General features: G+C 63.2%; 15 protein-coding genes and 1 pseudogene. 10 read left to right on the forward strand and 6 right to left on the reverse strand.

The window, feature by feature from the left end:
- Positions 1–325 precede the first annotated feature (325 nt).
- Positions 326–1,672 (forward strand): ATP-binding protein, encoded by a 1,347-nt coding sequence (locus AC1AV0_RS10515; protein WP_476573793.1) that lies wholly within the window; start codon positions 326–328, stop codon positions 1,670–1,672.
- Between the two features lie 63 nt (positions 1,673–1,735).
- Here AC1AV0_RS10515 and AC1AV0_RS10520 read toward each other — a convergent pair whose 3' ends face one another.
- Positions 1,736–4,288 (reverse strand): glycoside hydrolase family 31 protein, encoded by a 2,553-nt coding sequence (locus AC1AV0_RS10520; protein ID WP_476573795.1) that lies wholly within the window; start codon positions 4,286–4,288, stop codon positions 1,736–1,738.
- A gap of 279 nt (positions 4,289–4,567) precedes the next feature.
- Here AC1AV0_RS10520 and AC1AV0_RS10525 point away from each other — a divergent pair, with 279 nt between their 5' ends.
- Entirely contained in the window at positions 4,568–5,593 is a 1,026-nt protein-coding gene (locus AC1AV0_RS10525) for a LacI family DNA-binding transcriptional regulator (RefSeq protein ID WP_476573797.1), read from the forward strand.
- A 52-nt stretch (positions 5,594–5,645) separates the two neighbouring features.
- Here the strand turns inward: AC1AV0_RS10525 and AC1AV0_RS10530 are convergent, their stop codons facing one another.
- Together AC1AV0_RS10530 and AC1AV0_RS10535 are read right to left on the reverse strand one after the other, a co-directional pair.
- The gene (locus AC1AV0_RS10530) at positions 5,646–6,446 is read right to left on the reverse strand and encodes an HAD family hydrolase (RefSeq protein ID WP_476573799.1); all 801 of its coding nucleotides are present in this window, start codon (positions 6,444–6,446) and stop codon (positions 5,646–5,648) included.
- 44 nt (positions 6,447–6,490) lie between these two features.
- Entirely contained in the window at positions 6,491–8,185 is a 1,695-nt protein-coding gene (locus AC1AV0_RS10535) for an alpha-amylase family glycosyl hydrolase (protein ID WP_476573801.1), read from the reverse strand.
- 281 nt (positions 8,186–8,466) lie between these two features.
- Between AC1AV0_RS10535 and AC1AV0_RS10540 the strand changes: the two genes are divergently transcribed.
- The 7 genes and pseudogenes from AC1AV0_RS10540 to AC1AV0_RS10570 all read left to right on the forward strand — a co-directional run bounded on the left by AC1AV0_RS10540 (position 8,467) and on the right by AC1AV0_RS10570 (position 18,348).
- Positions 8,467–9,717, forward strand: coding sequence for an extracellular solute-binding protein (locus AC1AV0_RS10540; RefSeq protein WP_476573803.1), 1,251 nt, complete (start codon positions 8,467–8,469; stop codon positions 9,715–9,717).
- A 25-nt stretch (positions 9,718–9,742) separates the two neighbouring features.
- Positions 9,743–11,142, forward strand: a pseudogene (locus AC1AV0_RS10545) (carbohydrate ABC transporter permease).
- The gene (locus AC1AV0_RS10550) at positions 11,139–12,044 is read left to right on the forward strand and encodes a sugar ABC transporter permease (protein ID WP_094637448.1); all 906 of its coding nucleotides are present in this window, start codon (positions 11,139–11,141) and stop codon (positions 12,042–12,044) included. Before AC1AV0_RS10545 ends, AC1AV0_RS10550 begins: the two are co-directional and overlap by 4 nt.
- Positions 12,045–12,088: 44 nt before the next feature.
- Positions 12,089–14,095 (forward strand): type I pullulanase, encoded by a 2,007-nt coding sequence (pulA, locus tag AC1AV0_RS10555; protein ID WP_094637447.1) that lies wholly within the window; start codon positions 12,089–12,091, stop codon positions 14,093–14,095.
- Positions 14,096–14,104: 9 nt separating this feature from the next.
- Entirely contained in the window at positions 14,105–14,857 is a 753-nt protein-coding gene (locus AC1AV0_RS10560) for a TraX family protein (RefSeq protein ID WP_094637446.1), read from the forward strand.
- 179 nt (positions 14,858–15,036) lie between these two features.
- Entirely contained in the window at positions 15,037–17,202 is a 2,166-nt protein-coding gene (malQ, locus tag AC1AV0_RS10565) for a 4-alpha-glucanotransferase (RefSeq protein ID WP_094637445.1), read from the forward strand.
- A gap of 120 nt (positions 17,203–17,322) precedes the next feature.
- On the forward strand, positions 17,323–18,348 hold the full coding sequence (locus AC1AV0_RS10570) for a LacI family DNA-binding transcriptional regulator (protein ID WP_094637444.1): 1,026 nt from the start codon (positions 17,323–17,325) through the stop codon (positions 18,346–18,348).
- Between the two features lie 173 nt (positions 18,349–18,521).
- Here AC1AV0_RS10570 and AC1AV0_RS10575 read toward each other — a convergent pair whose 3' ends face one another.
- Positions 18,522–19,148 carry a DUF624 domain-containing protein gene (locus AC1AV0_RS10575; protein ID WP_094637443.1) on the reverse strand — a complete coding sequence of 209 codons (627 nt, stop codon included), beginning with the start codon at positions 19,146–19,148 and terminating at the stop codon, positions 18,522–18,524.
- A gap of 182 nt (positions 19,149–19,330) precedes the next feature.
- Between AC1AV0_RS10575 and AC1AV0_RS10580 the strand changes: the two genes are divergently transcribed.
- A complete protein-coding gene (locus tag AC1AV0_RS10580) occupies positions 19,331–21,103 on the forward strand; it encodes a glycoside hydrolase family 13 protein (RefSeq protein ID WP_094637442.1) in 1,773 nt (590 codons plus the stop codon).
- Between the two features lie 202 nt (positions 21,104–21,305).
- On the opposite strand, the gene AC1AV0_RS10585 is transcribed toward AC1AV0_RS10580, so the two are convergent.
- The gene (locus tag AC1AV0_RS10585) at positions 21,306–22,148 is read right to left on the reverse strand and encodes a carbohydrate ABC transporter permease (protein WP_094637441.1); all 843 of its coding nucleotides are present in this window, start codon (positions 22,146–22,148) and stop codon (positions 21,306–21,308) included.
- Complete coding sequence (locus AC1AV0_RS10590) at positions 22,148–23,002, reverse strand: carbohydrate ABC transporter permease (protein WP_094637440.1); 855 nt, start codon at positions 23,000–23,002, stop codon at positions 22,148–22,150. Before AC1AV0_RS10590 ends, AC1AV0_RS10585 begins: the two co-directional genes overlap by 1 nt.
- Positions 23,003–23,040: the final 38 nt, after the last annotated feature.

The raw sequence follows: 23,040 nt of genomic DNA on the forward strand, positions 1-23,040 counted from the left end.
GCGCCGACGCCGGACAAAACGACAAATAGATCGCAGGCACCGTTTCGCGCTCACCCATTACGACAAACGAACAACGATTACGCGCTCACTTATTAATGACGAACCTCGTCCATGATCAACATTCGTTTCCGGATTGAAGTTCCGCATCCGAATCCCAGCGCGCACAGCCACGGCAGTCACGCCCAGACTTTGCCTGTACACGTTTTCACCTGATTTCGTGTACACCGTGTACACGAAATCACATAAATTCGTGTACACGGTGTACACGAAATGATACAATTTCGTGTACACGGCAAGATTGCGGACTCACGCGGAAGGGGTGGAAATGGACTATATGCCGCGCAAACTCGCGCAAACCATTGAGACTTGGGCAACTTCGGGAGACACACACCCGCTGCTCATCCGCGGAGCCCGCCGAACCGGCAAGACCTCCATGGTGAGGCATCTTGCCCACACGCTTTTTCACGATGATGTCATCGAACTGGATTTCCAAACCGACCTCAACACCATCGAACGCATCTTCACCGTGCCAACCAACGACACGGAGGCCATCATCGCCCGCATACAGGAGTATTCGGGACGTGTCGCGACTCCCGGCAAAACGCTTATCTTCCTCGACGAAATTCAACTCAGCGAGCGCGCCCTGAATGCGCTGCGTTTCTTCTCCGGTTCGCAATGGCGAATCATCGCGACCGGAAGCCTGCTTGGCGTCACCATCAAGAAACGCACGTTGCCGTTCCCATCCGGAGTGCGCCAGCTTGAGCTGATGCCGCTTGATTTCGAGGAATTCCTGTGGGCTCTCGACGAGACCCATCTGGCCGATTCCATACGCGACCACACGGCCAACCCGCGCTCGTTCATCCTGCACGACAAGGCTTTGGACCTGTATCGGCGATATCTCGTCATCGGAGGCATGCCCAAAGTCGTGGACGTCTACCGTTCCACGCATTCCTTCGAAGCGGTGGCGCAGGAGCAGCAGGAGATTAATGACACCTACGTGAACGATATGACGGATCCTGACAATGGCATCAGTGGGGTTTCCGCCAAACGAATTTGGGACAGTCTGCCGAAACAGCTTCTTCGCTCCTCGACCAAGAAGTTCAAATATTCCGAAGTGGTCCGCGGAGGGCGGCGCGAACGCCTTCTCGAACCGCTCGAATGGTTGGAGGCGGCCGGCATCGTCAGCCGCAACGACATGACGCAAGACAGCACGCCGCCACTGACCGAATACACCGACGAAGAGGGAAGCTACTTCAAAATCTACATGGCCGACACCGGCCTCATGTTCTCCAAGTTCGGCATCAAAGCCGACGTGTTCCTCAACCCGCAGACCGCGCAACTGCTGTCTTCGGATTTCCGAGGCGCTTTGGCGGAGAACTACGTTATGCAGACCCTCAAAGCGGCCGGATTGAAGACGCTGTATTGGACGCCGAAAGGCAAGGAACGTGGAGAATTGGATTTCGTATTCCAAAACGACATGGCCCAAGCCATCCCCGTCGAGGTGAAATCCGCACGGAACGTCACGGCGAAGAGCTTGTCCAGATTCGTTCACGAAGGCCACTCCCCCGTGGCGTATCGCCTTTCCGAACGAGACTTCGGCGTCGACGTCGTTTCCGGAACGGACGTGCCGCTCCACAGTCTGCCTCTGTACGCCGCCTTCGCCATCAAATAAGAAAAGTCCTGCCGCGAACCTTTCGGCACGCGGCAGGACTTGAGATCCGCCGGCGGCATTCCGCTACGAACGCAACAGCACCTCTTCGATGGCGCCGATCACGCCGTATGGCACGTGCGACTGCCAGAAGTCGCCCTCACCGCGTTTGTCGCGTTCCATCGAGCGCAGGCCTGCGAGCGCTGAGACGCCGAGGCGGTCGACCATATCCATGACCTTGCCTTTGGAGAGGAACTGCATCTGCGCGCTGTTGAGTACTGCGAAGATGTCGTCATGCACCGGATTGTCTGCCAACAGCGTCTTTCCGCCATCGGCGGGGGTGACCACGATGACGACTCGCGCGGTGACGGGGATCTCGGGCAGCGTCACACTGGCACTCAACGTCGCGCGATCATAGGAGACCTCGGCGTCGATGTCGATGCCGCCCACCTCGACCTTGCAGGCCACTGGGGAGACGCCGCGCAACACGACGGTCCATGTGCGATGCTCCGGCACGGACGAGGTTTCACCTCGCACGGGCTCGATTTCAAATACACAACCTGCGCCGCTCGCGTTCCAGGCCAGACGCATATCGGTTTGGGCGAGACCCGCTTCGCGTGCGGCGGACTCGAAATCCTCGGCCTTTGTGAAGCGTCCGGCGTCCTCATACAGCGTGAATGCGCCGTCCGCGCCGGGGAACGCCACCACACGCATGGCACGGGGGTTGGCGATGTCATTGCAACGCGACGCGCCGCCTTCAGCGGCATCTCCCATCGGCTGCATCGGCACGATCGCACCGGCTTTGGCGAACACGGGGATGCGGTCGAGCTCGCGCCACACGGACAGGCGACGGCCGTTCTTGTCAGCGGAGACGTAGCGGCGGCCGTCGAAGAAGTCGAACCATTCGCCTTGCGGCAGCCACAGATCCGCCTTGGCGCGGCGGGTCTCGGCGTCGGCCGGATCGACGATCGGAGCAACGATTAGCTCGCTGCCGAAGCGGAATTCGTTGCGGTACTCGTAGGCGCTGTCGTTGTTTGGCTCGGCCCAGTACATCGGCTGCACGATTGGCCCGCCGGCGAATGCCGCTCCCCAATTCATGGTGTACAGGTATGGGATCAACTCGTGGCGCAGACGCAGCGCCTTGTTCATCGCCTCGCGCGTGTTGCCGTCGAAGTTCCACGGCTCCTTGCCGTTGAACGGCGAGTCGGTGGAATGCAGGCGGTTGATGGGGCTGAACACGCCCAGCTGGTACCAGCGCGCTTCGAGCTCGTCGTCGCGGTATCCGAACATATGGCCGCCGATATCGTGGCTCCACCAGCCATAGCCGATATTCGAGGCGGTGGCGGTGAATTCGGGCTGGAATTTCAGCGATTCCCAAGTCACCACGGTGTCTCCCGAGAAACCGACCGGGTAACGGTGCGAACCAGGGCCGGCATAGCGGGAGAAGGTGAGCGGCCAGCGGCCGTCGCGCCCGGAATCCAGGTAATGCAGGTGGTTGAGCATCCATAGCGGGTCGAGACCTGGCATGCGGGTCACGCCGCCTTGCTGCCAGTCGAGCCACCAGAAGTCGACGCCCTCGTCCTCCAGCTCGTGGTGCATGGCGAAGTACGCTTCCATGAACTTCGGGCTGGTGAGGTCGAATTCCACCGGCTCTCCGGCTTCGATGTTCACGCCCATGGCTTCGGCGATTTTGGCGTAGGGCTTCTCGAAGGCGCGCACGCCGTCGCGCGGATGCACGTTAAGCGTGGTCTTGAGGCCTCGACGGCGCAGTTCGGTGAGGAAGCGCTCAGGATCGGGGAAGAATTCGGTGTTCCAGGTATAGCCGGTCCAGCCGGAGCCGTATTTCGGGTCGACCGCGTCGACCAAATGCCAGTCCATATCAATCACGGCGGTGGTGAACGGCAGCTTTTCCGCTTCGAAACGATCCATCAAGTCGAGGTATTCCGTCTCGGTGTAGCGGTGGTAGCGGCTCCACCAGTTGCCCATGGCGAAGCGAGGCAGCAGCGGCGTGGGGCCGGTCAGACGGTAGAGGTCGCGCACGGCGGCTTTGAACCGCAGGCCGTGGCCAAAGAAGTACAGGTCGGTCTCCTGATGTGCGCGAGGCGCGACCCACAGGCCGAACGGATTGGGTTCGCCGTTCACCTGTTCGGTGGCCGCGACCACGTTTGAGGCGGAGTCGTCGATCACGGCCCAGCCGTCGACCGAGCACACGCCGAGCCCCATGTCGGTGCGGCCGTCGACCTCATCGAGGGTGCGGGCGGTTCCGCCAAGGTTGCCGCGCGGCGCATCGCCGTAATGCCACGTGTTATGCTGCGAGCGCGGCACGCCTTTGACCACGATGCTCAGGCCCTCTTTGGTGAAGGGCTTGCGGTCGTAGGTCAGGCGCAGCGCGTCGGTTTCGACGATGAGCAGACCGTCGCGTTCATCGACGGTGAACAGAGGAGTCTCGCCGCCAAAGTCGCGGTTGAACGCCATCTGGGTGGCGTTGTCTTCGAACTCGCCGCTATCGGACCATTCAAGACGCAGCAACGACTCGGACAGAATGCCGATGCGCCAACATTCGCCTTGCAACGTGGCGGCTGCATTCATGTTCGGACGCATGGTGGGAGTGAACACGTCGGCGTCAATCTGCTGATTCATCTGTTTCCTTTCCTTGTGCGCATATCGAGATTCCCCACGGAACGCATCGTCACGGAACCGTTGCCGCCAAGTCTACCGACCCAACGGCAACAGATGGAAGATGCGTCCCCGAAAATCTGTTCGTCGTCGGATTCGACGGCAACGCTTTCGCCACCGTGATCGGACTCGCCACCTTCCGCCAACAACCGTTGGATACGGCACTTGCGTGACCTTGCGAACGTATGCAGACGGGATGCAGTAGAATGAGCGCAGCATAGACGACGGCGTTCGGGAGGCGATATGGCACGAGCTGACATCCACGAGGTGGCCAAGGCGGCTGGCGTGTCGATTTCCACGGTCTCCCGCGCCTTCACACGGCCGGATATGGTCTCCGAGAAAACCCGGCGCAAAGTGCTCGAGGCCGCAAGCCGACTGGAGTTCACGATCTCCCGTTCGGCCGGCTCCTTGAAAACCGGCCAGGCAAATCGCGTGGCTCTGCTGATGAACGACACCATCACCAGCTGGTTCAACGTACAGGTGTTCGCCGGGCTCAACGAGACGTTGCGCGACGCCGGCTACGACATCGCCGTGTACGACCATATCGACACGGCCGAAACCCGTCGCGAATTCTTCGACACCATGCCCGTGCGGCATAACGTGGACGCGGTGTTCGTGGCCTCGATCGCCATCGATCCGAACGAGGTCGGGCAGCTCAAAAGCATGCATGTGCCGCTGATCGGCATCAACACCTCAGCCTCCGACAGTCTCGACGCCTCGGTCTGCATCGATGACGACGAGGGCATGTTCACGGCCACGCAACATCTCATCGGTTTGGGGCATCGCCGTATCGCCTACGTGTGCTCCGCGGCTTCCGCCTCACTGGACGCCAGCGTCGACGCCCGCGGCCGCGGGTTCATCCGCGCCTGCGAGGCGGCCGTGGCGGCGGGCCGCGATTTGGATTGGCAGACGATCACTGTGCCGCGCGGCCCGGAGTTCATCGACTCCGCACTGGCCGAACTGCTGGCGCTCGACTGCTTCCCCGATGCGATCTGCTGCCAGATGGACATGCTGGCCATCCCCTTGGTCACAAGACTGGCGCGGTACGGGCATCATGTGCCGCAGGATTACTCGATTATCGGATTCGACGACATGCAGAACGCGGATTGGGTGAATCTCACCACCATGCGGCAGAATCCGCAGGACATGGGCCGCGACGCCGCGCACAAGGCATTGGCCCTTATGCGCGGCGAAATGCTCGAGCAGCCGCATGAGATCATCAAGCCGCGCCTGGTGTTGCGCGGCACCGACGCCCCGTTCTCGCTCTGATCGCCCTGATCGTCCTAAACGCCTGATCGCCTGATTGCTCCGACGGGCGGGCTCACCCCAGCAGGAAGTCGAGCAGCGCGTCGTAGTCGGGATGATCGAGCGACAGCACGGCCTCGTCGGAATACTGGGGATCGCGGTCGGGCGAGATGCCCGAGTTGATGTACACGCCGTCGATGCCGGCGTTCTTCGCGCCGATGATGTCGCACCGCTCGTCGTTGCCTATCATCACCGCACGGTCGGCAGTCGCGCCCACACGAGCCAACGCGCGACGGAAGATCTCGGGATGGGGTTTCTTGATGCCCTCCTCGCTGGAGATCACGATGGCGTCGAACAGCGTTTCCAGCCCGAGCATCTCCAGTTCCGGCGAGGTGTAGCAGGATTGCGCGTTGGTGACGAGCACCGTGCGCATGCCGGCCTCGCGCAGACTCCGCAGCATCTCCAGAGCCCCCGGATACAAGCCGATATGCCGGGTACTGGCTTTGCGGAACACCCATGCGGCACGCAGGGCCATCTCGTCGGCCTGAGCCTGCCATACGGCGGGGATGCGCCCCTGCGGCGCCGCCACGGCGAACAGCGAACGATAGCCTTCGCCACGGTTCGGTTCAATCCATTCGTCGGGGCAGTCCTCGACGCCAGCCTCACGCACGCGTTCGGCGGCGCGCTGCTGCTCGAGGATCAGCGCCTGGTCGAGCAGGTCACGCAGGAACCATTGGTCGTCGTAGTGCACACCCATGCCCGAGTCGTTGAGGAATCCGCGGAACTTCTCCCACGCCTTCTTGTCGTATTCGTCGGTGTGGATGTCGACCAGCGTGCCGTAGAGATCGAAGCACGCCACATCGTATCGTCTGTCCATCGTCGCCGCCTTTGCCTACCTGGTGGATATTGCTCGCGCCCGCGTCATTGCAGTCGCCACATCGCGAAGCTTTGCGGCCCCAGCGTCGCCGAGCCGCGCTCCATACGGTGTGTGCCAAGTGATGCTAGCACATCGCCGACGGCCCCACGCCCGTCTGGCAGTTCGAACCGCTCTTCGGCACGCCCCGGATTGACCGCGACGAGCACGCTTCCTCCGGATTCCGACGCTTGGTCGAACCGATCGAACCGTTCGAAGGCGAACAGCCGCCCCTGCTCGGGGGCTGCGACCACGCGCATGCCAGCGTCGGCGCGCAACGCGGCGGTGTCGCCACGCAGGCGCAGCATCGTGCGCACCCAGCACAGCAGAGAGTCGGGGTCGGCGTTTTGCGCGGCGACGGTCGGCGCGTCCGCGGACGGGTCGACCGGCAGATACAGGCGCTCGGCCGGCGCGCTCGAGAAGCCGAGATTGGCGGTCGCATCCCACTGCATCGGCGTGCGCGATCCGGTGCGCACATAGCCGCCCTCCTTGGTGGGGATGGGGCGGTAGCGCATGCCGATTTCATCGCCGTAGTAGAGGAACGGCGCGCCCGGCATCGCGAACAAGGTGGCGTAGGCGAGTTTGAGCTCGCGTTCGCTCAGGCGTTGGGCGGTGCGCAGGGTGTCGTGGTTGCAGGTGATGAGGTCGAAGCATCCGCCGGCCCGTTCGGCTTCGGCCAGTTGCGGCAGATATTCGCCGAGGAAGGGCTTGATGGAGGCGCCGGAGTCGGCGTTGAAATAGCTGGCGTCGCCCTCGCGGAGCAGCGGGGTGTCCGTGTTGCGCAGCAGCAGGTTGTATCCGTTGGGATTGCCGCCCCATCGCCAGTCGAGGTAGAAGTCCATATCGAAGCCCGCGGCCATCGATTCGCGGGGCCTGCCCCATTCGGAGACAAACGCGGCCTGAGGGAATTCGGAGCGGATGCGCGAGAGCATCCACCGCCAGGTGCGGATGGTGAACGGTTTGCCGTCCTCGTCGTGTTTGACGAGGCTGTCGGCCATATCCACGCGGAACCCGTCCGCCCCGCGGCTCAGCCAGAAGCGCATCACATCGAGCAAAGCCTCGCAGGTGGCGAGCGCGTCGGGGCCGAGCGCGGGCTTCTGCCAGCTGTGCTTCGGGTGCGCGAATCCGTAGTTGAGCGCGGGCTGGCATTTGAAGAAGTTGAGCACGTAGGTGCCGTCGCGTTCGCTTTCCCCGCCGATGAAGGGCAGGCTGTCGGCGCCGGCGATCCACGAATCGGTCCAGAGGTAGCGTTCGGAGACGTTCTCGACACGACCCGTCTCGCCCTCGACGACCGTGCGCGACTCCGGGTCCGGCCGTGCGCTGGCGCGGAACCAGTCGTGCTCCTCGCTGGTGTGCCCGGGCACGAGGTCGAGCAGCACGCGCATGCCGCGCTGGTGGGCCGCGTCGAACAGGGCGATGAGGTCGCTGTTGGTGCCGTAGCGGGGTGCGACCTTCTTGTAGTCGCGCACGTCGTAGCCGGCGTCTTTGAACGGTGAATCGTAGCAGGGATTGAGCCATATGGCGTTGCAGCCGAGGTCGCGCACGTAGTCGAGCCGGGCGATGATGCCGGGGATGTCTCCGATGCCGTCGCCGTTGGAGTCGGCGAAGCTCTGCGGGTAGATCTCGTAGAACCGGGCGTCGGCGAGCCATTGCGGGCGTGCGGTTCGTTCGGCTGGTTCAAGTGCTTCGGTCGCGTTGGTCATGTTCTTCCTCGATTCTTTGACTGGCAGCGCGAGAGTTGTTTTGCAGTATACCCGTAAAACAGCTTTTCTGCGAACGCTGTCAGTTTTTCTGCAAACAGTTTTCCCGCAAACATGCCAAACATCAATGTTTTCAGGCCACGACACACCTATCACACCAATTTGCATACGTTCGCAGAAATGCGTTACATTATGAACATCAATCCGACTTGGACGCGCATGGAAGCGCGGCTGGCCGTATTGGGCGCCGACCCCACGCCGGCGCGGAAGAAAGGAAATCAACGATGATTGCACGATGGAGATCAGCCGTCGCCGCACTCGCCACATGCGCTCTGCTCGCCGGCGGACTGACCGCCTGCGGTTCCGGCAGCGATGTGACCGCCGGCGACGAAGGCAGCATGACGCTCGTGGTCTGGGCCTCGCAGGAGGACCAGCTCAACGAGGACTCATGGTTGCAGACGATGGAAAAGGAATTCGAGGAGCTCCACCCCGAATACGACATCACCTGGAACAACCAGGTCGTCTCGTCCGCCGACGCGGCCACCATCGCCAAGCAGGACCCGACCGTGGCCGCGGACGTGTTCATGTACGCGAGCGACCAGCTGGGCACCCTCAAGGAGGCGAACGCCATCGCCCGCATGAGCGACGACGCGGTCGAACAGATCGAAACGCAGTACGAGGGCAGCGAGTCGATGATCCAATCGGTCACCGGCGACGACGGATACCTGTACGGCGCGCCGTTCGGCGGCAACACCTGGTTCATGTACTACCGCAAAAGCAAGTTCACCGAGGAAGACATCACCTCGCTCGACGCGATGCTCGCCAAGGGCAAAGTCTCCTTCCCGCTGACGAACTCCTGGTACCTGCCGGCCTTCTATATGGGCGCGGGCGGTCTGCTGTTCGGCGAGGACGGCACCGACGGCGAAGCCGGCGTGCAGTTCGGCGGCGACATCGGCGAGGCCGTGACCAACTATCTGATCGACCTGCGCAACAACCCGAACTTCGTCAACGACTCCAACGGCTCCGGCCTGGCCGGCCTCAAGTCGGGCGCGGTGGACGTGGTGTTCTCCGGCTCCTGGGACGAGCCGACGGTCAAGGAGAACCTCGGCGACGACTACGGCGTGGCCGCCCTGCCGACGTTCAACCTCAACGGCACCCCCACCCAGATGAAGTCCTTCGCCGGCTCCACCGTGGTCGCATGGAACCCGTACACCAAGCATCCGAAGGCCGCGGACCAGTTCGCCGCATTCCTCGCCAGCACCGAGTCGCAGAAGGCCCACTATGAGATGCGCGGCACCATCCCTTCCGACATGACGCTCGCCTCCGAACCCGAAATCGCCGAGAACCTCGTGGCCAAGGCCCAGCTCGACACCATCGCCCGCACCTCCGTGGTGCAGCCCTCCATCCCCGAGATGTCGAATTTCTGGGGCCCGTGCGAGAACTTCGGCAAGTCGATCCTCGGCAACGAGGTGACCCACGACAACGCGCGAGAGCTGACCGACAAATGGATGGCCTCCTACGCCAGCCTGATGTAGGCCGCCAAGAAGAAAGGTTCCCAACATGGAAGCAACAACCAGCGCTCGCCCTGTTCGGTGCGCACTGATCCGCCGCAAAGCGGACTACATCCCGCCGTCGCGATACACCCTGCGCGCGGCCCTCACCGACGGCGACGCCTTCACCCGCCTGTCGTTCCTCATTCTGGGCGCGGGCAACATCGCCCGCAAGCAGATTCTCAAAGGCCTGCTGTTCCTCGCCGTCGAAGTCGCCTACATCGCGTTCATGGTCACCTCCGGCGCGGAGAACCTCGCGATGATCCCCTCGTTGGGCTGGCGCGAGCAGACCGCCGAGAAAATCGACGGATACTGGCACTACACCCCCGGCGACAATTCGGTGATCGTGCTGCTCTATGGCATGGCCACGATCTTCATCACCCTGCTGTTCGTCGTGTTCTGGGCGTACGCGGTGCGCTCCGCCTACAAGGCGCAGCTACTGGCCGCTGAAACCGGTGAGGCCCCGGACTTCATCCAGGATGGCGCAACATCACCGACCGTGAGGCGCAAGTCTCGCTGATGGCGCTGCCGGTGCTTGGCATCCTCATCTTCTCGATCCTGCCGACGCTGTTCATGATGTGCATGGCGTTCACCAACTACGACTCCGACCATGTGCTGCTGTTCGACTGGGTGGGTCTGAAGAACTTCGGCCAGCTGTTCAGCGCCGACGGCGCCGTCAACGCCAGCCTGTTCGGCGAGGTGCTCGCATGGACTCTGGTGTGGGCGTTCTTCGCCACCTTCCTCAACTTCTTCCTGGGATTGTTCCTGGCGATGATCATCAACCGCCCCACCACCCATCTCAAGGGATTCTATCGCGCGGTGTTCTCGCTGTCGATCGCGGTGCCGCAGTTCGTCTCCCTGTTGGTCATCAACCAGATGCTCCAGCCGGAGGGCGCGATCAACCGCCTGCTGATGAACTGGGGTTGGATCGACGAGGCGCTGCCGTTCTTCACCGACGCCACCTGGGCGCGCGTGACCGTCATCGTCGTGAACCTGTGGATCGGCATCCCGTTCACGATCATGCAGATCACCGGCATCCTGCAGAACATCCCCGCCGAACAGTACGAGGCCGCGCGCATCGACGGCGCGAGTTGGTGGCAGACCTTCACCAGAATCACGATGCCGTACCTGGTGTTCGTGCTCACCCCGTACCTCATCACCACGTTCACGGGCAACGTGAACAACTTCAACGTGATCTACCTGCTGTCCAACGGCAACCCGACGCCGGTGGGCGCCACCGCCGGCAAGACGGACCTGCTGATCACCTGGCTGTACAAGCTCACGGTCGACAAGGGCGACTACAACCTCGGCGCCGTCATCGGCATCTTCACGTTCATCACCCTGGCGATCGTCTCGCTGATCACCTACCGTTCCAGCGCGTCCTACAAGGATGAAGGAGGCTTCCGATGAGCCATGCAATGCAAGCCGCGTCCACCGACTCCGGCAAGATCCCGTTCCTCCACGACCAGCGCAAGCGCCGCATCGTCGGCGATGTGCTGTCGCACCTGCTGCTGGCCGTGCTCGCCGTGGTCTGGGTGATCCCGATCGTGTGGGTGGTGCTGGAAAGCTTCAACAAGAACACTGGCCCCTACAACGAGACGTTCTTCCCCACGGAATACACGCTCGACAACTACGTGCAGCTGTTCACCGACAAGCATGTGCTCGACTTCCCCGCGATGTTCATGCGCACGCTGGTCATCGCCATCGTCGTGTGCGCGATCAACGTGTTCTTCGTGCTGTGCGTGGCGTTCTGCATGAGCCGCCTGCGCTTCCGCTTCCGCAAGACCTTCATGAACGTGGTGCTCATCATGGGCATGTTCCCCGGCATCATGTCGGTCGTCGCGATCTACTTCATCCTCAAGGCCATGGGGCTGACGCAGGGCGTCGGCGTCACCATCGCGCTGATTCTGGTCTATTCGGCCGGCGCGGGCGCGGGCTTCTACGTGATGAAGGGCTACATGGACACCATTCCGATGTCGCTAGACGAGGCCGCGTATCTCGACGGCTGCACCCGCTGGCAGGTGTTCACCAAAATCACGATTCCCGTCTGCAAGCCGATGCTCGTCTACCAGGCGCTCACCGCGTTCCTCGGCCCGTGGCTCGACTTCGTGATGGCCAAGGCGATCTGCCGCACTCAGGACAACTACACGGTGGCGTTGGGTCTGTACCAGATGCTCACGCGTGAGTACCTCAACGACTGGTTCGCCCGCTTCGCCGCCGCGGCCGTGGTCATCTCCATCCCCATCGCGGTTCTCTTCATCGTGATGCAGAAGTACTACCAGGAATCGATGTCCGGCGCGGTCAAGGGCTGACGTCCCGCCCGCCTTCGATTCGCGATACCGAAAGGAACAACGCCGTGTCCGAACCAATCCGCGCGCTGGCCCTGGCCGAGTGGACTCCCGCCGAGCCGGCCCTCCCCTGCCCCGACTATCCGGTCTACGCCGACGACGACCTCGGTGCGATCCCCGATGGCAAAGGAGCCACCTTCCGCGTGTGGGCTCCGACCGCCACCGGCGTCACGCTGCGCCTGTTCGCGGCCGGAAGTCCCGAGGAATGCGCCGACCCGCAGGAATGCCACGAGCTGACCCCGGGAGCGCAGGGCACATGGCTGGTGCGCTGCGACGGCATCGGACACGGCATCTACTACGACTATCTCGTCCGTTTCGCCGACGGCACCACCCACCGCACAGCCGATCCGTGGGCCCGCGCCGCCGGCGTCAACGGCCGGCGGTCCATGGTGGTGAATCTCGCGCTGACCGACCCGCAGGGCTGGTCGCGCGACAGCCGCCCGCACGTCGCCTCCCACGAGCTGGTGATCTGGGAGACCCATATCAACGACTTCAGCCATGACGAGCATTCCGGCGTGCCGGCCGAGCACCGCGGCACCTACCTCGCGTTCACGCACAGCGACACCAGTGTGGATGGCGAGGGGCGGTTCCCCACCTGCGTGGCCTATCTCAAGCGTTTGGGCGTCACCGCGGTGCAGCTGCTGCCCTTCTACGACTACGGTTCGGTGGACGAATCCGTTCCCCTCGGTTCCCCCGACCGCAGCTTCAACTGGGGCTACGATCCGCTCAACTACAACGTTCCCGAAGGCTCGTACTCCACGGATCCCTTCGACGGCGCGACGCGCATCAGGGAATGCAAGCGCATGATCCAATCGCTGCACGCCGCCGGAATCAAGGTCATCATGGACGTGGTCTACAACCACATGTTCTCCACCGACAACTGGTTCGAGCGCATGATTCCGGGCTATGCGCTGCGCCGCCGCGCCGACGGCTCGTTCGCCGACGGTTCCGCCTGCACGAACGATGTGGCCAGCGAGCATCCGATGATGCGCAAATACATCGTCGATTCGGTGACCTATTGGGCGAGCGAATACCACATCGACGGATTCCGTTTCGATCTGATGGGACTGATTGATGTGGACACGATGAACGCGATCCGCACCGCGCTCGACGCGCTGCCCGGAGGCGCGACGATTCTGATGCACGGAGAGCCGTGGGCGGCACGCGAAAGCGCGCTCGACCCGGTCGCGGGCACGATTCTGGCCGACAAGCGCGGCCTGGCCCGCCTCAGCCCCCGCATCGGCGCGTTCTGCGATTCGACGCGGGACGCGGTGCGCGGCCACGTGTTCTACCAGTGGGTGCCGGGCTATCTGACCGGCGCAGCCGGCGATTACGCCGACGACATCCGCTCCGCCGTGGACGCCTGGCGCGGGACCTCTCGCGAACTGGCCAGCGTGGGACAGGTGATCCAGTACGTCTCCGCGCATGACGATCTGACCCTGTGGGACAAGATGTGCGCCGCCACCCGCCGCATGCCCACCGCTGCCGACTACGATGCGCAAGGCGAGGACCGCGCCGACCTCAAAGCGGCGAATCTGCTGGCCGCCGGCATCGTGTTCTCCTCGGCCGGAGTGCCGTTCCTGCTCTCCGGCGAGGAGTTCGCCCGCACCAAACACGGCGTCTCCGACTCGTTCTCCAGTCCGGCCCAGCTCAATCAGCTCGACTGGCGTCGTGCCGAGCGGATGGCCGATTTGGTGGAGCACTACCGCGAACTCATCCGCACCCGACGCGAGAATCCCGCGTATTTCGGAGGGGCCCGCATGGTGATGCCCCGCGAGGACGCGGCGGTGGTGTTCCGCGTCGGCAACGACTGCATCGCCATCAACCCCACCGACGACACGCTCACGCAGCCCACAGAGCCGCTGGAGATCGCCGGTCCGTATGATGAGGTCGCGCAGATAGCGCCCAACGGCTGGGTCTGCGCCTACTGCGCCGGAGCGGAGAGGCCCGCCGCCTCCACCGACCGTCGCATCGTCCTGCCGCCGCACACCTTCGCCATCTGGCGCCGCGCCTAGGAGGAATCCATGAACCAGCAGCAAGCCGCCCACCCCGCGCGTGGGCTGTCCTATCTCCGCCTCAAAATCGTCGGCATCGTTCTCGTGGCGCTGTCGTGCGTGGGTGGGGTCGTGTTCCCCACCGGACTCTCCGGTCTGGACGCGGCCGACGTGGATATGACGAATCTCACCGTCGCCGTGCTGTGCGAGGCGGTCTCATGGGTGGCCGTGCCGGTGTACGCATGGCTGACGGTCGAAGGCTACCGGCATACGCGTGACGTGCGCTGGTATGCCGTGCGGCTGCTCGCGCTGGCCGTCATCTCGGAGGTGCCGTACGATCTGGCCACCACCGGCAAGGCGGTGGATTGGGGTTCGCAGAATCCGGTGTTCGCGTTGGCCATCGTTGTGGTCGCCTTGGCGCTGATCGACGCGTTCCGCGACCGCCCGGCCGTTACCCGCCGCGCCGTCGGCGTCGTCGTCGCGGTGGCCGCGCTGGCTTGGATGCTGCTGGGGCATATCGGACTGCGACAGCAGATCATGAACGAGGGCGTGCTGATTGTGGTATTGGCGCTGATCTTCCGCTACCTGTCCGCGCGGGAGAACACGATGATGATGCTCGCCGCCGCTTGCAGCGCCCTCTTCTGCATTCTGCCGGCGTTCGGCGTGGCCATCCTGCACTACCGCAACGGCAGGCTCGGATACGACCGCGCGAACAAGCCCTGGGTGCAGTGGCTGTTCTACGCGCTGTACCCCGCCGTACTGCTTGTGTTCGCCGCGTTCTGACGCACCTTCCCGCCATCGGCGCGCAACGCACACTCAATCATATTGTTTGCAATCGTTGTCAAAACAATGTATCTTTTAGATACCAAAGCATTCACAAACATCCGACAAGGTCAATGTCGAGGAAAATTGACGGACGTTTGCAACACATGAAGCGATATCAACCAGCATAGGAGCCACACATGGTCGATTCCGTTCCCCTTCTCGAAAACCCCGAGCGTCTCGCTCGCCCGCTTATCCGTTTGGCCAAGGCCTGCGGCGTCTCCACCTCGTACATCGATCAGGTGGGCGACTATGTCGAAAACACCGATGAGGCGCTGGTTGGCGTGCTCAAGGCATTGGGCGTCGACGCATCCTCGCCCGAAAGCATCGACCGGTCTCTGGCCCACGTCGAACAGGCCGCGAGCGAAAGACCGCTCCCGCCGACCATTGTGGCCCACGTCGGCGAGCCGCGGTCCATCACGGTGAACCTCGCCGCCGAGTCCACCATCGTCACGCTCACGCTGGACTCCCCGAACGGAGACGATGCCGTACGCGAGCTGAAGGCGACCGTCGACCCCAGCACCGGCGAAACCCGAATCACCCTGCCCGACGATCTGCCGGCGGGATACCATACGCTTGCCATCGATGCGAACGGAAAGAGCGCCTCTGCGACGGTGATCTGCGCCCCCGCACGCATTCCACTCCCCGCTACCGTGGCCGAGCATCGGCGTTGGGGCTGGATGACGCAGCTGTATTCCGTCCGCTCGCATGATTCGTGGGGCGTGGGGGATTACGGCGACCTGCGCCGACTGGCCGCCGACGCCGCGAAGAACGGCGCGGATTTCATGCTCATCAACCCGATCCACGCCTGCGCCCCCATCACCCCGCTGGAGCCCTCGCCCTATCTGCCTGAGTCGCGTCGATTCCTCAACGCCACCTACATCCGCCCGCAGGATATTCCCGAGTATGACGATCTCGACGAGGCGGAGCGCGCGCAGGTGGACGGCCTGCACGCCGGCATCGCCGCCCGCAACGACGACCCCAATCCCATGGATATCAACGCCGCATGGGATGCCAAACGCCAGGCGTTGCGCGCGATCTTCGACCACCCCCGCTCCCCCGAGAGAGAAGCGGCGTTCACCCAATTCAAGCGCCAGTCCGGCCCCGATCTGGATTCCTTCGCAACATGGTGCGTGGCCTTCGAGGTCTGGGGCGCGCCTTGGGGCGACAATCCTTGGTTCTCGACCATTGCGCCGGATTCCCCCGAGGTCGCCGAACTCGCCCGCGAGCACGCCGACCTGCTGGAGTTCAACCGCTGGCTGCAGTGGATCGCCTGCGAGCAGGTGGATGACGCGCAGCGCGCCGCGAAGGATGCGGGCATGGCGTTGGGCCTGATGCATGACATGGCCGTGGGCGTGCACGATCTCGGCGCGGACGTGTGGGCCAACCCCGAACGTTTCGTCACCGGCGTGACCGTGGGCTGCCCGCCCGATTTCTACAACCAGCAGGGCCAGGATTGGGGCCAGCCGCCGTTCAATCCGAATTACCTGGAGGAGACCGGCTACCTGACCTACCGCGAGATGGTGCGTTCGATTTTTGCCCACGCCGGCGCCGTGCGCATCGACCATGTGCTGGGCTTGTTCCGCCTGTGGTGGATTCCCGCCGGACACACGGCCAAGGACGGCGCCTATGTGACCTACGACCATGACGCGATGCTGTCGGTGCTGGCCATCGAGGCCACACGCGCGAACGGCATGGTCATCGGCGAGGATTTGGGAACCGTGCCGGATTATGTGCGGCAGGTTCTTGCCGAACGCGGCGTGCTGGGCACCGAGGTCGAATGGTTCGCACGCGTGGATAATTCCGGCACCGCGGGAGACCCGTATCTGCCGCCCAGTGACTATCGCCGGCAGGCGTTGGCGTCGGTGACCACGCATGACCTGCCGCCCACCGCGGGCTATTTGGATTTTGAGCACGTGCGCCTGCGTGAGCGGCTGCAGCTGCTCACCGAGCCGGTGGAGGTGTTCCAGCGTTCGGCCACGGCGGAACGCGATGCGATGATGGCACGACTGATGGATGAAGGCCTGATTTCGCCCGACGTCGCGGCCGACGTGAGCGCGCACGAGCAGCAGATCGTCGAGGCCATGCATGCGATGCTCACCAAGACGCCCTCGCTGCTGCTGCAGGCGGCGCTGGTGGATGGCGTGGACGAGCACCGCTCGCAGAACCAGCCGGGCACGTCGTACCAGTATCCGAACTGGCGGATTCCGCTGACCGACGAGCAGGGCCGGGTGGTGCATACGGACGAGGTGTTCTCGCTGCCGCGCATGCGCTCCCTGTGCGCGGTGATGCGCGGCGAGCGCTGACCCTCCGGTGGGCAGACGCGGTTTCCGAGACGCCTCCACTGATGATATCGTTGTCACAGCATGGAACGGCCTTGTCGCCGTTCCTTCTCACGCACAGCATCGGCGTCGAGAGGAGGGATGATGGCGAAAGCAAGCATTCAGGCGGTGGCGCGAGCCGCCGGCGTATCCGTCTCCACGGTGTCGCGCACCTTCGCCAAGCCGGACCTTGTGCTGCCCGACACCCGCGATAAGGTGCTGGCCGCGGCAGAACGGCTTGAATACCGCGTCTCACGTTCGGCGGCGGCGCTCAAATCGGGGCAGACCCTGCGCGTGGCGCTGTTGGCCAGCGAGCGCATCAGCACGTGGTTCAACGCGAATGTGTTCGCCGGCCTCGACGCGGTATTGCGCCCCGCGGGGTATGACATCGCGCCATTCCCCATGAGCAGCGTCGAGGAACGCCAACGCTTCTTCGCGGACTTGCCCGTACGGCGCAATGCGGATGCGGTGATCGTCAGCTCGTTCAACATCGAACCGGACGAGGTGGAGCGGCTCAAGAACATGCGTGTGCCGGTGATCGGCGTGAACATTCCCGCCTCCGAGGGTTTCGACGCGGGTGTGAGCATCGACGACCATGCCGCCTCACGCCGGGCCGCGGAGCATCTCATCGCGCTTGGCCACCGCCATATCGCCTTCGTCGGCGGCACCGCCACGCGCTCGGGGATGCGGTTCAGCGCCGAGGCTCGACTGCAGGGCATTATCGACGCGTGCGCGCGGCATGACGGTGTCGAGGCCGTTCCCCTGATGATCAACCGCAGCGAGCTGGACGTCAACTCCTCGCTGAATGCCGTGCTTTCCGCCTCACCCGAGCTGACCGCGGTCTGTTTTCAGGACGATGAGCTGGCGCTGCCCGTGCTCTACCGGCTGCGCGGCTACGGCAGGCAGGTGCCGCGGGATCTGTCCATCATCGGATTCGACGACATCGACTTGGCCGCGCAGGTGGGCCTGACCACCATCCATCAGGACCCCTTCGCCATGGGGTCGCTGGCCGCGGAGAAGACGCTGGCGGCCATCGCCGACGAGCCGATCGAAACACCCTTCGAAACGCCCGACGCCCCGCTTATTCTGCGCGACACCACCGCCCCACCACCCACCAGCCCGTCATCCTGAGCGGAGCGAACGTCGACACCTTGCAAACGGTGAGGCCCATGCCTCACCGTCATCCTGAGCGGAGGGAACGAGCGTACATCGGCCACCTTGCAGAAGATGACGCTCACACTCCGTCGTCATCCTGAGCGCAGAGAGCGAAGCGAACGCAGTCGAAGGATCTCAAGCCTCTTGCGTCACAAGCTGCTGGACGGACTCTCCTCGCCGGCGGTATAGCGACGCAAAGCGTATTCCAGAATCGGCACATGCAGCATGATGATGGTGCCGTAGCCGAACACCAGCAGCAGGAACAGCCCCTGCGGCATCAGGAACCATGAGGCGACCAACAGCCCGACGAACACGGCGTCGATGGCGGCGAGTGCCAGCGTGTAGCCGATTTTGGAGACGCCGAACACGTAGGCATTGCGCAACGTAACGCCTACGCCGTTCTCGAAGCGCGCCTGCAGGGCGAAGGTCCATTCGAATCCGATCACCCACAGGATGGTGAGCGCGAATTTGGGGATGAGCAGCGGCGTGATCTGCAGCACGACCCATGCGTACGCCAGTCCGACGGCGACAATGAGATACGGCAGCCACAGCAACGTGGCTTTGGGAAGGTTCTCTTTGAACGCCTTGAAGTAGTTGGAGGTCACGTGCCCCTCACCGTCGAGGGAGCGTCGCGCCGCGTCATGTCCGGCGGCGAGCGCCGCGCCGATGGTGACGATGGGAATTGAGGTGACCAGCATCAGGATGTTGATCCATACGGCGTCGACGGCGTCGCTGATTCCTCGCATCAGTCCGGAATCCGGTGATAACCAGCCCATGGTCCTCCTCATGTCGCCCAGCGTTCCGCGTTCCATTCTACCCATGACCAAGTTTGACCAAGAATGACCATAATATGACCACGTTACCATCATGATTTTAGCGTGTTTTTAGTTTCATTATGATTTCGCATGGTATCGTTGTCATCACAACCGCAACACCCGACCACAGGAAAGGAAGCATGATGACCGCCAACAATCTCAACGACGACTGGTGGAAGCAGGCGGTGGTCTACCAGATCTACCCGCGCAGCTTCAAAGACGTCAACGGCGACGGTCTCGGCGACATCGCCGGCGTCACCGAGAAAATCGACTATCTGAAGGATCTCGGCGTCGACGCGATTTGGCTGAGCCCCTTCTATCCTTCCGACCTGGCGGACGGCGGTTACGACGTGATCGACTACCGCAACGTCGACCCGCGGCTGGGCACCATGGACGATTTCGACCGCATGGCCGAAGCCGCGCATGAGGCGGGCATGAAGGTGATCGTCGACATCGTGCCAAACCATACCGCCGACAAGCATGTGTTCTTCCAGGAGGCGCTGGCCGCCGGACGAGGATCCGCCGCACGCGACCGCTACATCTTCCGCGAGGGTCGCGGCGAGAATGGCGAACTGCCGCCCAACGACTGGCAGGGAATGTTCGGCGGCCCGGCGTGGGAACGCGTCGAGGACGGCCAGTGGTATCTGCACCTGTTCGCCAAGGAGCAGCCCGACGTCAACTGGAACAATCCGGACATCCACGAGGAATTCAAAACCACGCTGCGTTTCTGGTCCGACCACGGCACCGATGGCTTCCGCATCGATGTGGCGCACGGCTTGGCCAAGGATCTCGATTCGGCGCCGCTGGAGGAGCTCGGCCGCAAGTATTCCGTGCAGCGGTGCCTGTGCCACGACTTCTCCGACCCGCTGTGGGATCGGCGCGAAGTGCACGACATCTACCGTGAATGGCGTGAGGTGTTCAACGAGTACGATCCGCCGCGTTTCGCGGTGGGCGAGGCGTGGGTGGTGCCCGAGCACCAGCATCTGTACGCCTCCACCGACGAGCTGGGGCAGGTGTTCAACTTCGAGTTCGCCAAGGCCAACTGGTCCGCGGATGAGATGCGCGCCGCCATCGCGGAGGGCTTGGAATCCGCCGCCCAGACCGGCGATTCCACCACTACATGGGTGATGAACAACCATGACGTGCCGCGCAGCCCCTCGCGCTACGGCCTGCCGCAGGTGAAGGCCCCCGCGCATCATCAGCTGGCGCACGATTGGCTGACCCGCAACGGCGAAAGCTACACGGAGGACCGCGAACTCGGCACGCGCCGCGCCCGCGCCGCCGTGGTGATGGAGATGGGCCTGCCCGGCTCGGTGTACGTCTACCAGGGCGAGGAGCTTGGCCTGTTCGAAGTCGCGGATATCCCGTGGGACCGTTTGGAGGATCCAACCGCGTTCAACACGCACCGCAACTACACAGATAAGGGACGCGACGGCTGCCGCGTGCCGATGCCGTGGACCGCCGCCGACCTGCCCGAAGTGGCCGAGTGGAGCCCCTCCGACGAGCATCAGTTCGGCACCGGAGCATCCTTCGGATTCTCCCCCGCCACGCGCGCCGACGGCACGCCGTCCGCCGATCCGCACCTGCCGCAGCCGCTGTGGTATCAGCAGTATGCGGCGGACGTTGAAGACGGAGATCCGGATTCCATGCTCAGCCTCTACCGTGAGGTGATCGCGCTGCGCGCCCGGCTGCTCACCACCACTGGAGACACCACGGCCGAGGTGCTCGACATGGGCGCCGACGCGGTGGCGTACGAACGCGCGAGCGCCGATCCGGACGGCCGCAAGCTGGTCTGCGTGACCAACTTCGGCAAGGAGCCGATCGCCTTGCCGCAAGGCGAGGTCGTACTGGCCTCCGTCGCCTTGGGCGAGGACGGCACACTCCCCACCGACGCCGCCGCCTGGATTCTGAAGTAACAGCTTCCATCCACAAAAGGCCGTCCTCCGCACCCAAGCGGAGGACGGCCTTCTCAGTCGTCACCCCTTGACAGCTCCGTCCTGCAATTATGGACCGCCTCCGGCGGGCTCAATGCTACCTTCGCTCGGCTGCCGCCTCGCTCAGGCGGGAGCCTGTGGACGCCCCACCGGGGCGTCCACCAAAGGTTGACGACGCCAGTCGTCAACCTTTAACGGCTCCCGCCATTACCCCGCTGACGATGTGCTTTTGGCAGATGAGATAGAAGACGATGATGGGGATGATCGCCAGGACGAGGCAGGCCATCATGGCACCCATGTCCACGGAGCCGTAGCCGCCCTTCAGGTATTGGATGGCCACCGAAATGGTTTTGTAGTGACGCAGATCCAGCGTGAGGTAGGGCAGCAGGTAGTCGTTCCAGATCCACATGGCCTGCAGAATCGCCACCGACACGATGGACGGCCGCATAATCGGCACCACCACCTGGAAGAAGATGCGCGGCACGGAGGCGCCGTCGATCATCGCGGCCTCCTCCAATTCGACCGGAATGCCCTTGACCACGCCGGTGAAGATGAACACCGCAAGTCCCGCCCCGAAGCCGAGATACACGAAGCACAATCCCCACGGGGTGTTGAGCCCCAGCATGTCGGCGAGCTTGGAGAGGGTGAACATCACCATCTGGAAGGGCACGATCATATTGAACAGGAACAGTACGTACAGCAGTTTGGCGGCCCAATTGTTCACGCGCACGATCCACCACGCGCACATCGAGGTGCACAGCAGAATCAGCAGCACCGAACCGACGGTGATCATCACGGTCCAGCCGAAACTGGCGAAGAAATCCGTGACCTCGATGCCGCGTGCGTAGTTCTCGAAGCCGACGAAGGCCTTGCCAGCCGGAATCGAAAACGCGTTCTTTGAAATATAAGCCTTCTGCTTGAAGGAGTTGATCACCACCAGCACGATGGGGAACACCCACGCCAGCGAGATCACCGTGAACAGCGCGGTCCATAGTCCGCCGTGCTTGAACTTCTTGCCCTCGTTCATCACGCGGACACCTCCTTGCTTGTCGTGAGCTTGTTCTGGATCAGCGCGACCACGGCCACCAGCACGAAGAACAGCACCGCCTTGGCCTGTCCCACGCCTTCCCAGCCCACACGGCCGTAGAAGGTGCGGGTGATGTTCATGGCCAGGCCTTCCGACATATTGCTCGGCGCGCCGTTGGTCAGTGCGAGGTTCTGGTCGTACAGCTTGAATCCGTTGGTTACGCACAGGAAGGAGCACACGGTGATGCTCGGCATCATGAGCGGGATGATGATGCGGAACATGGTCTGGGTGCCGGACGCGCCGTCCACGGCGGCCGCTTCGAGCACGTCGGTGGGCAGGGACTGCAGGCCGGCGATGTAGATGATCATCATGTAGCCGATCTGCTGCCAGCAGACCAGAATGACCAAACCCCAGAAGCCGTAGGTGGCGGAGTAGGTCAGCGACTTGGCCCAGTGCGCGAGCACGCCGTTGAGCAGCAGCATCCAGATATAGCCCAGGATGATGCCGCCGATGAGGTTGGGCATGAAGAACACCGAACGGAAGATATTCGATCCCCTGATTTTCTTCGTAAGCATGTAGGCCACGGCGAACGCGGCCACATTGATCACGATGGTGGTGACCACGGTCAGGGCGGTCGAGAAGCCGAGCGCATGCACGAACTCACTGTCTTGCAAGGCTTTGGCGTAGTTGCCCAAGCCGATGAATTCGGCGTCGGTCACCGTGGTGAAATCGCAGAAACTCAGGTATACGCCCATGATGAATGGGATGACGAATCCTATGATGAACGCCGCGAATGTGGGAAGCGCGAAAAGCGCCCACCACCTTCGCACCGCTTTGCCGGCCATGCTGATCATTGCGTGCCTTCCTCCTCGTTGAGCCTTGCCACGCACGG

The organism is Bifidobacterium sp. LH_558, from assembly GCF_056356295.1.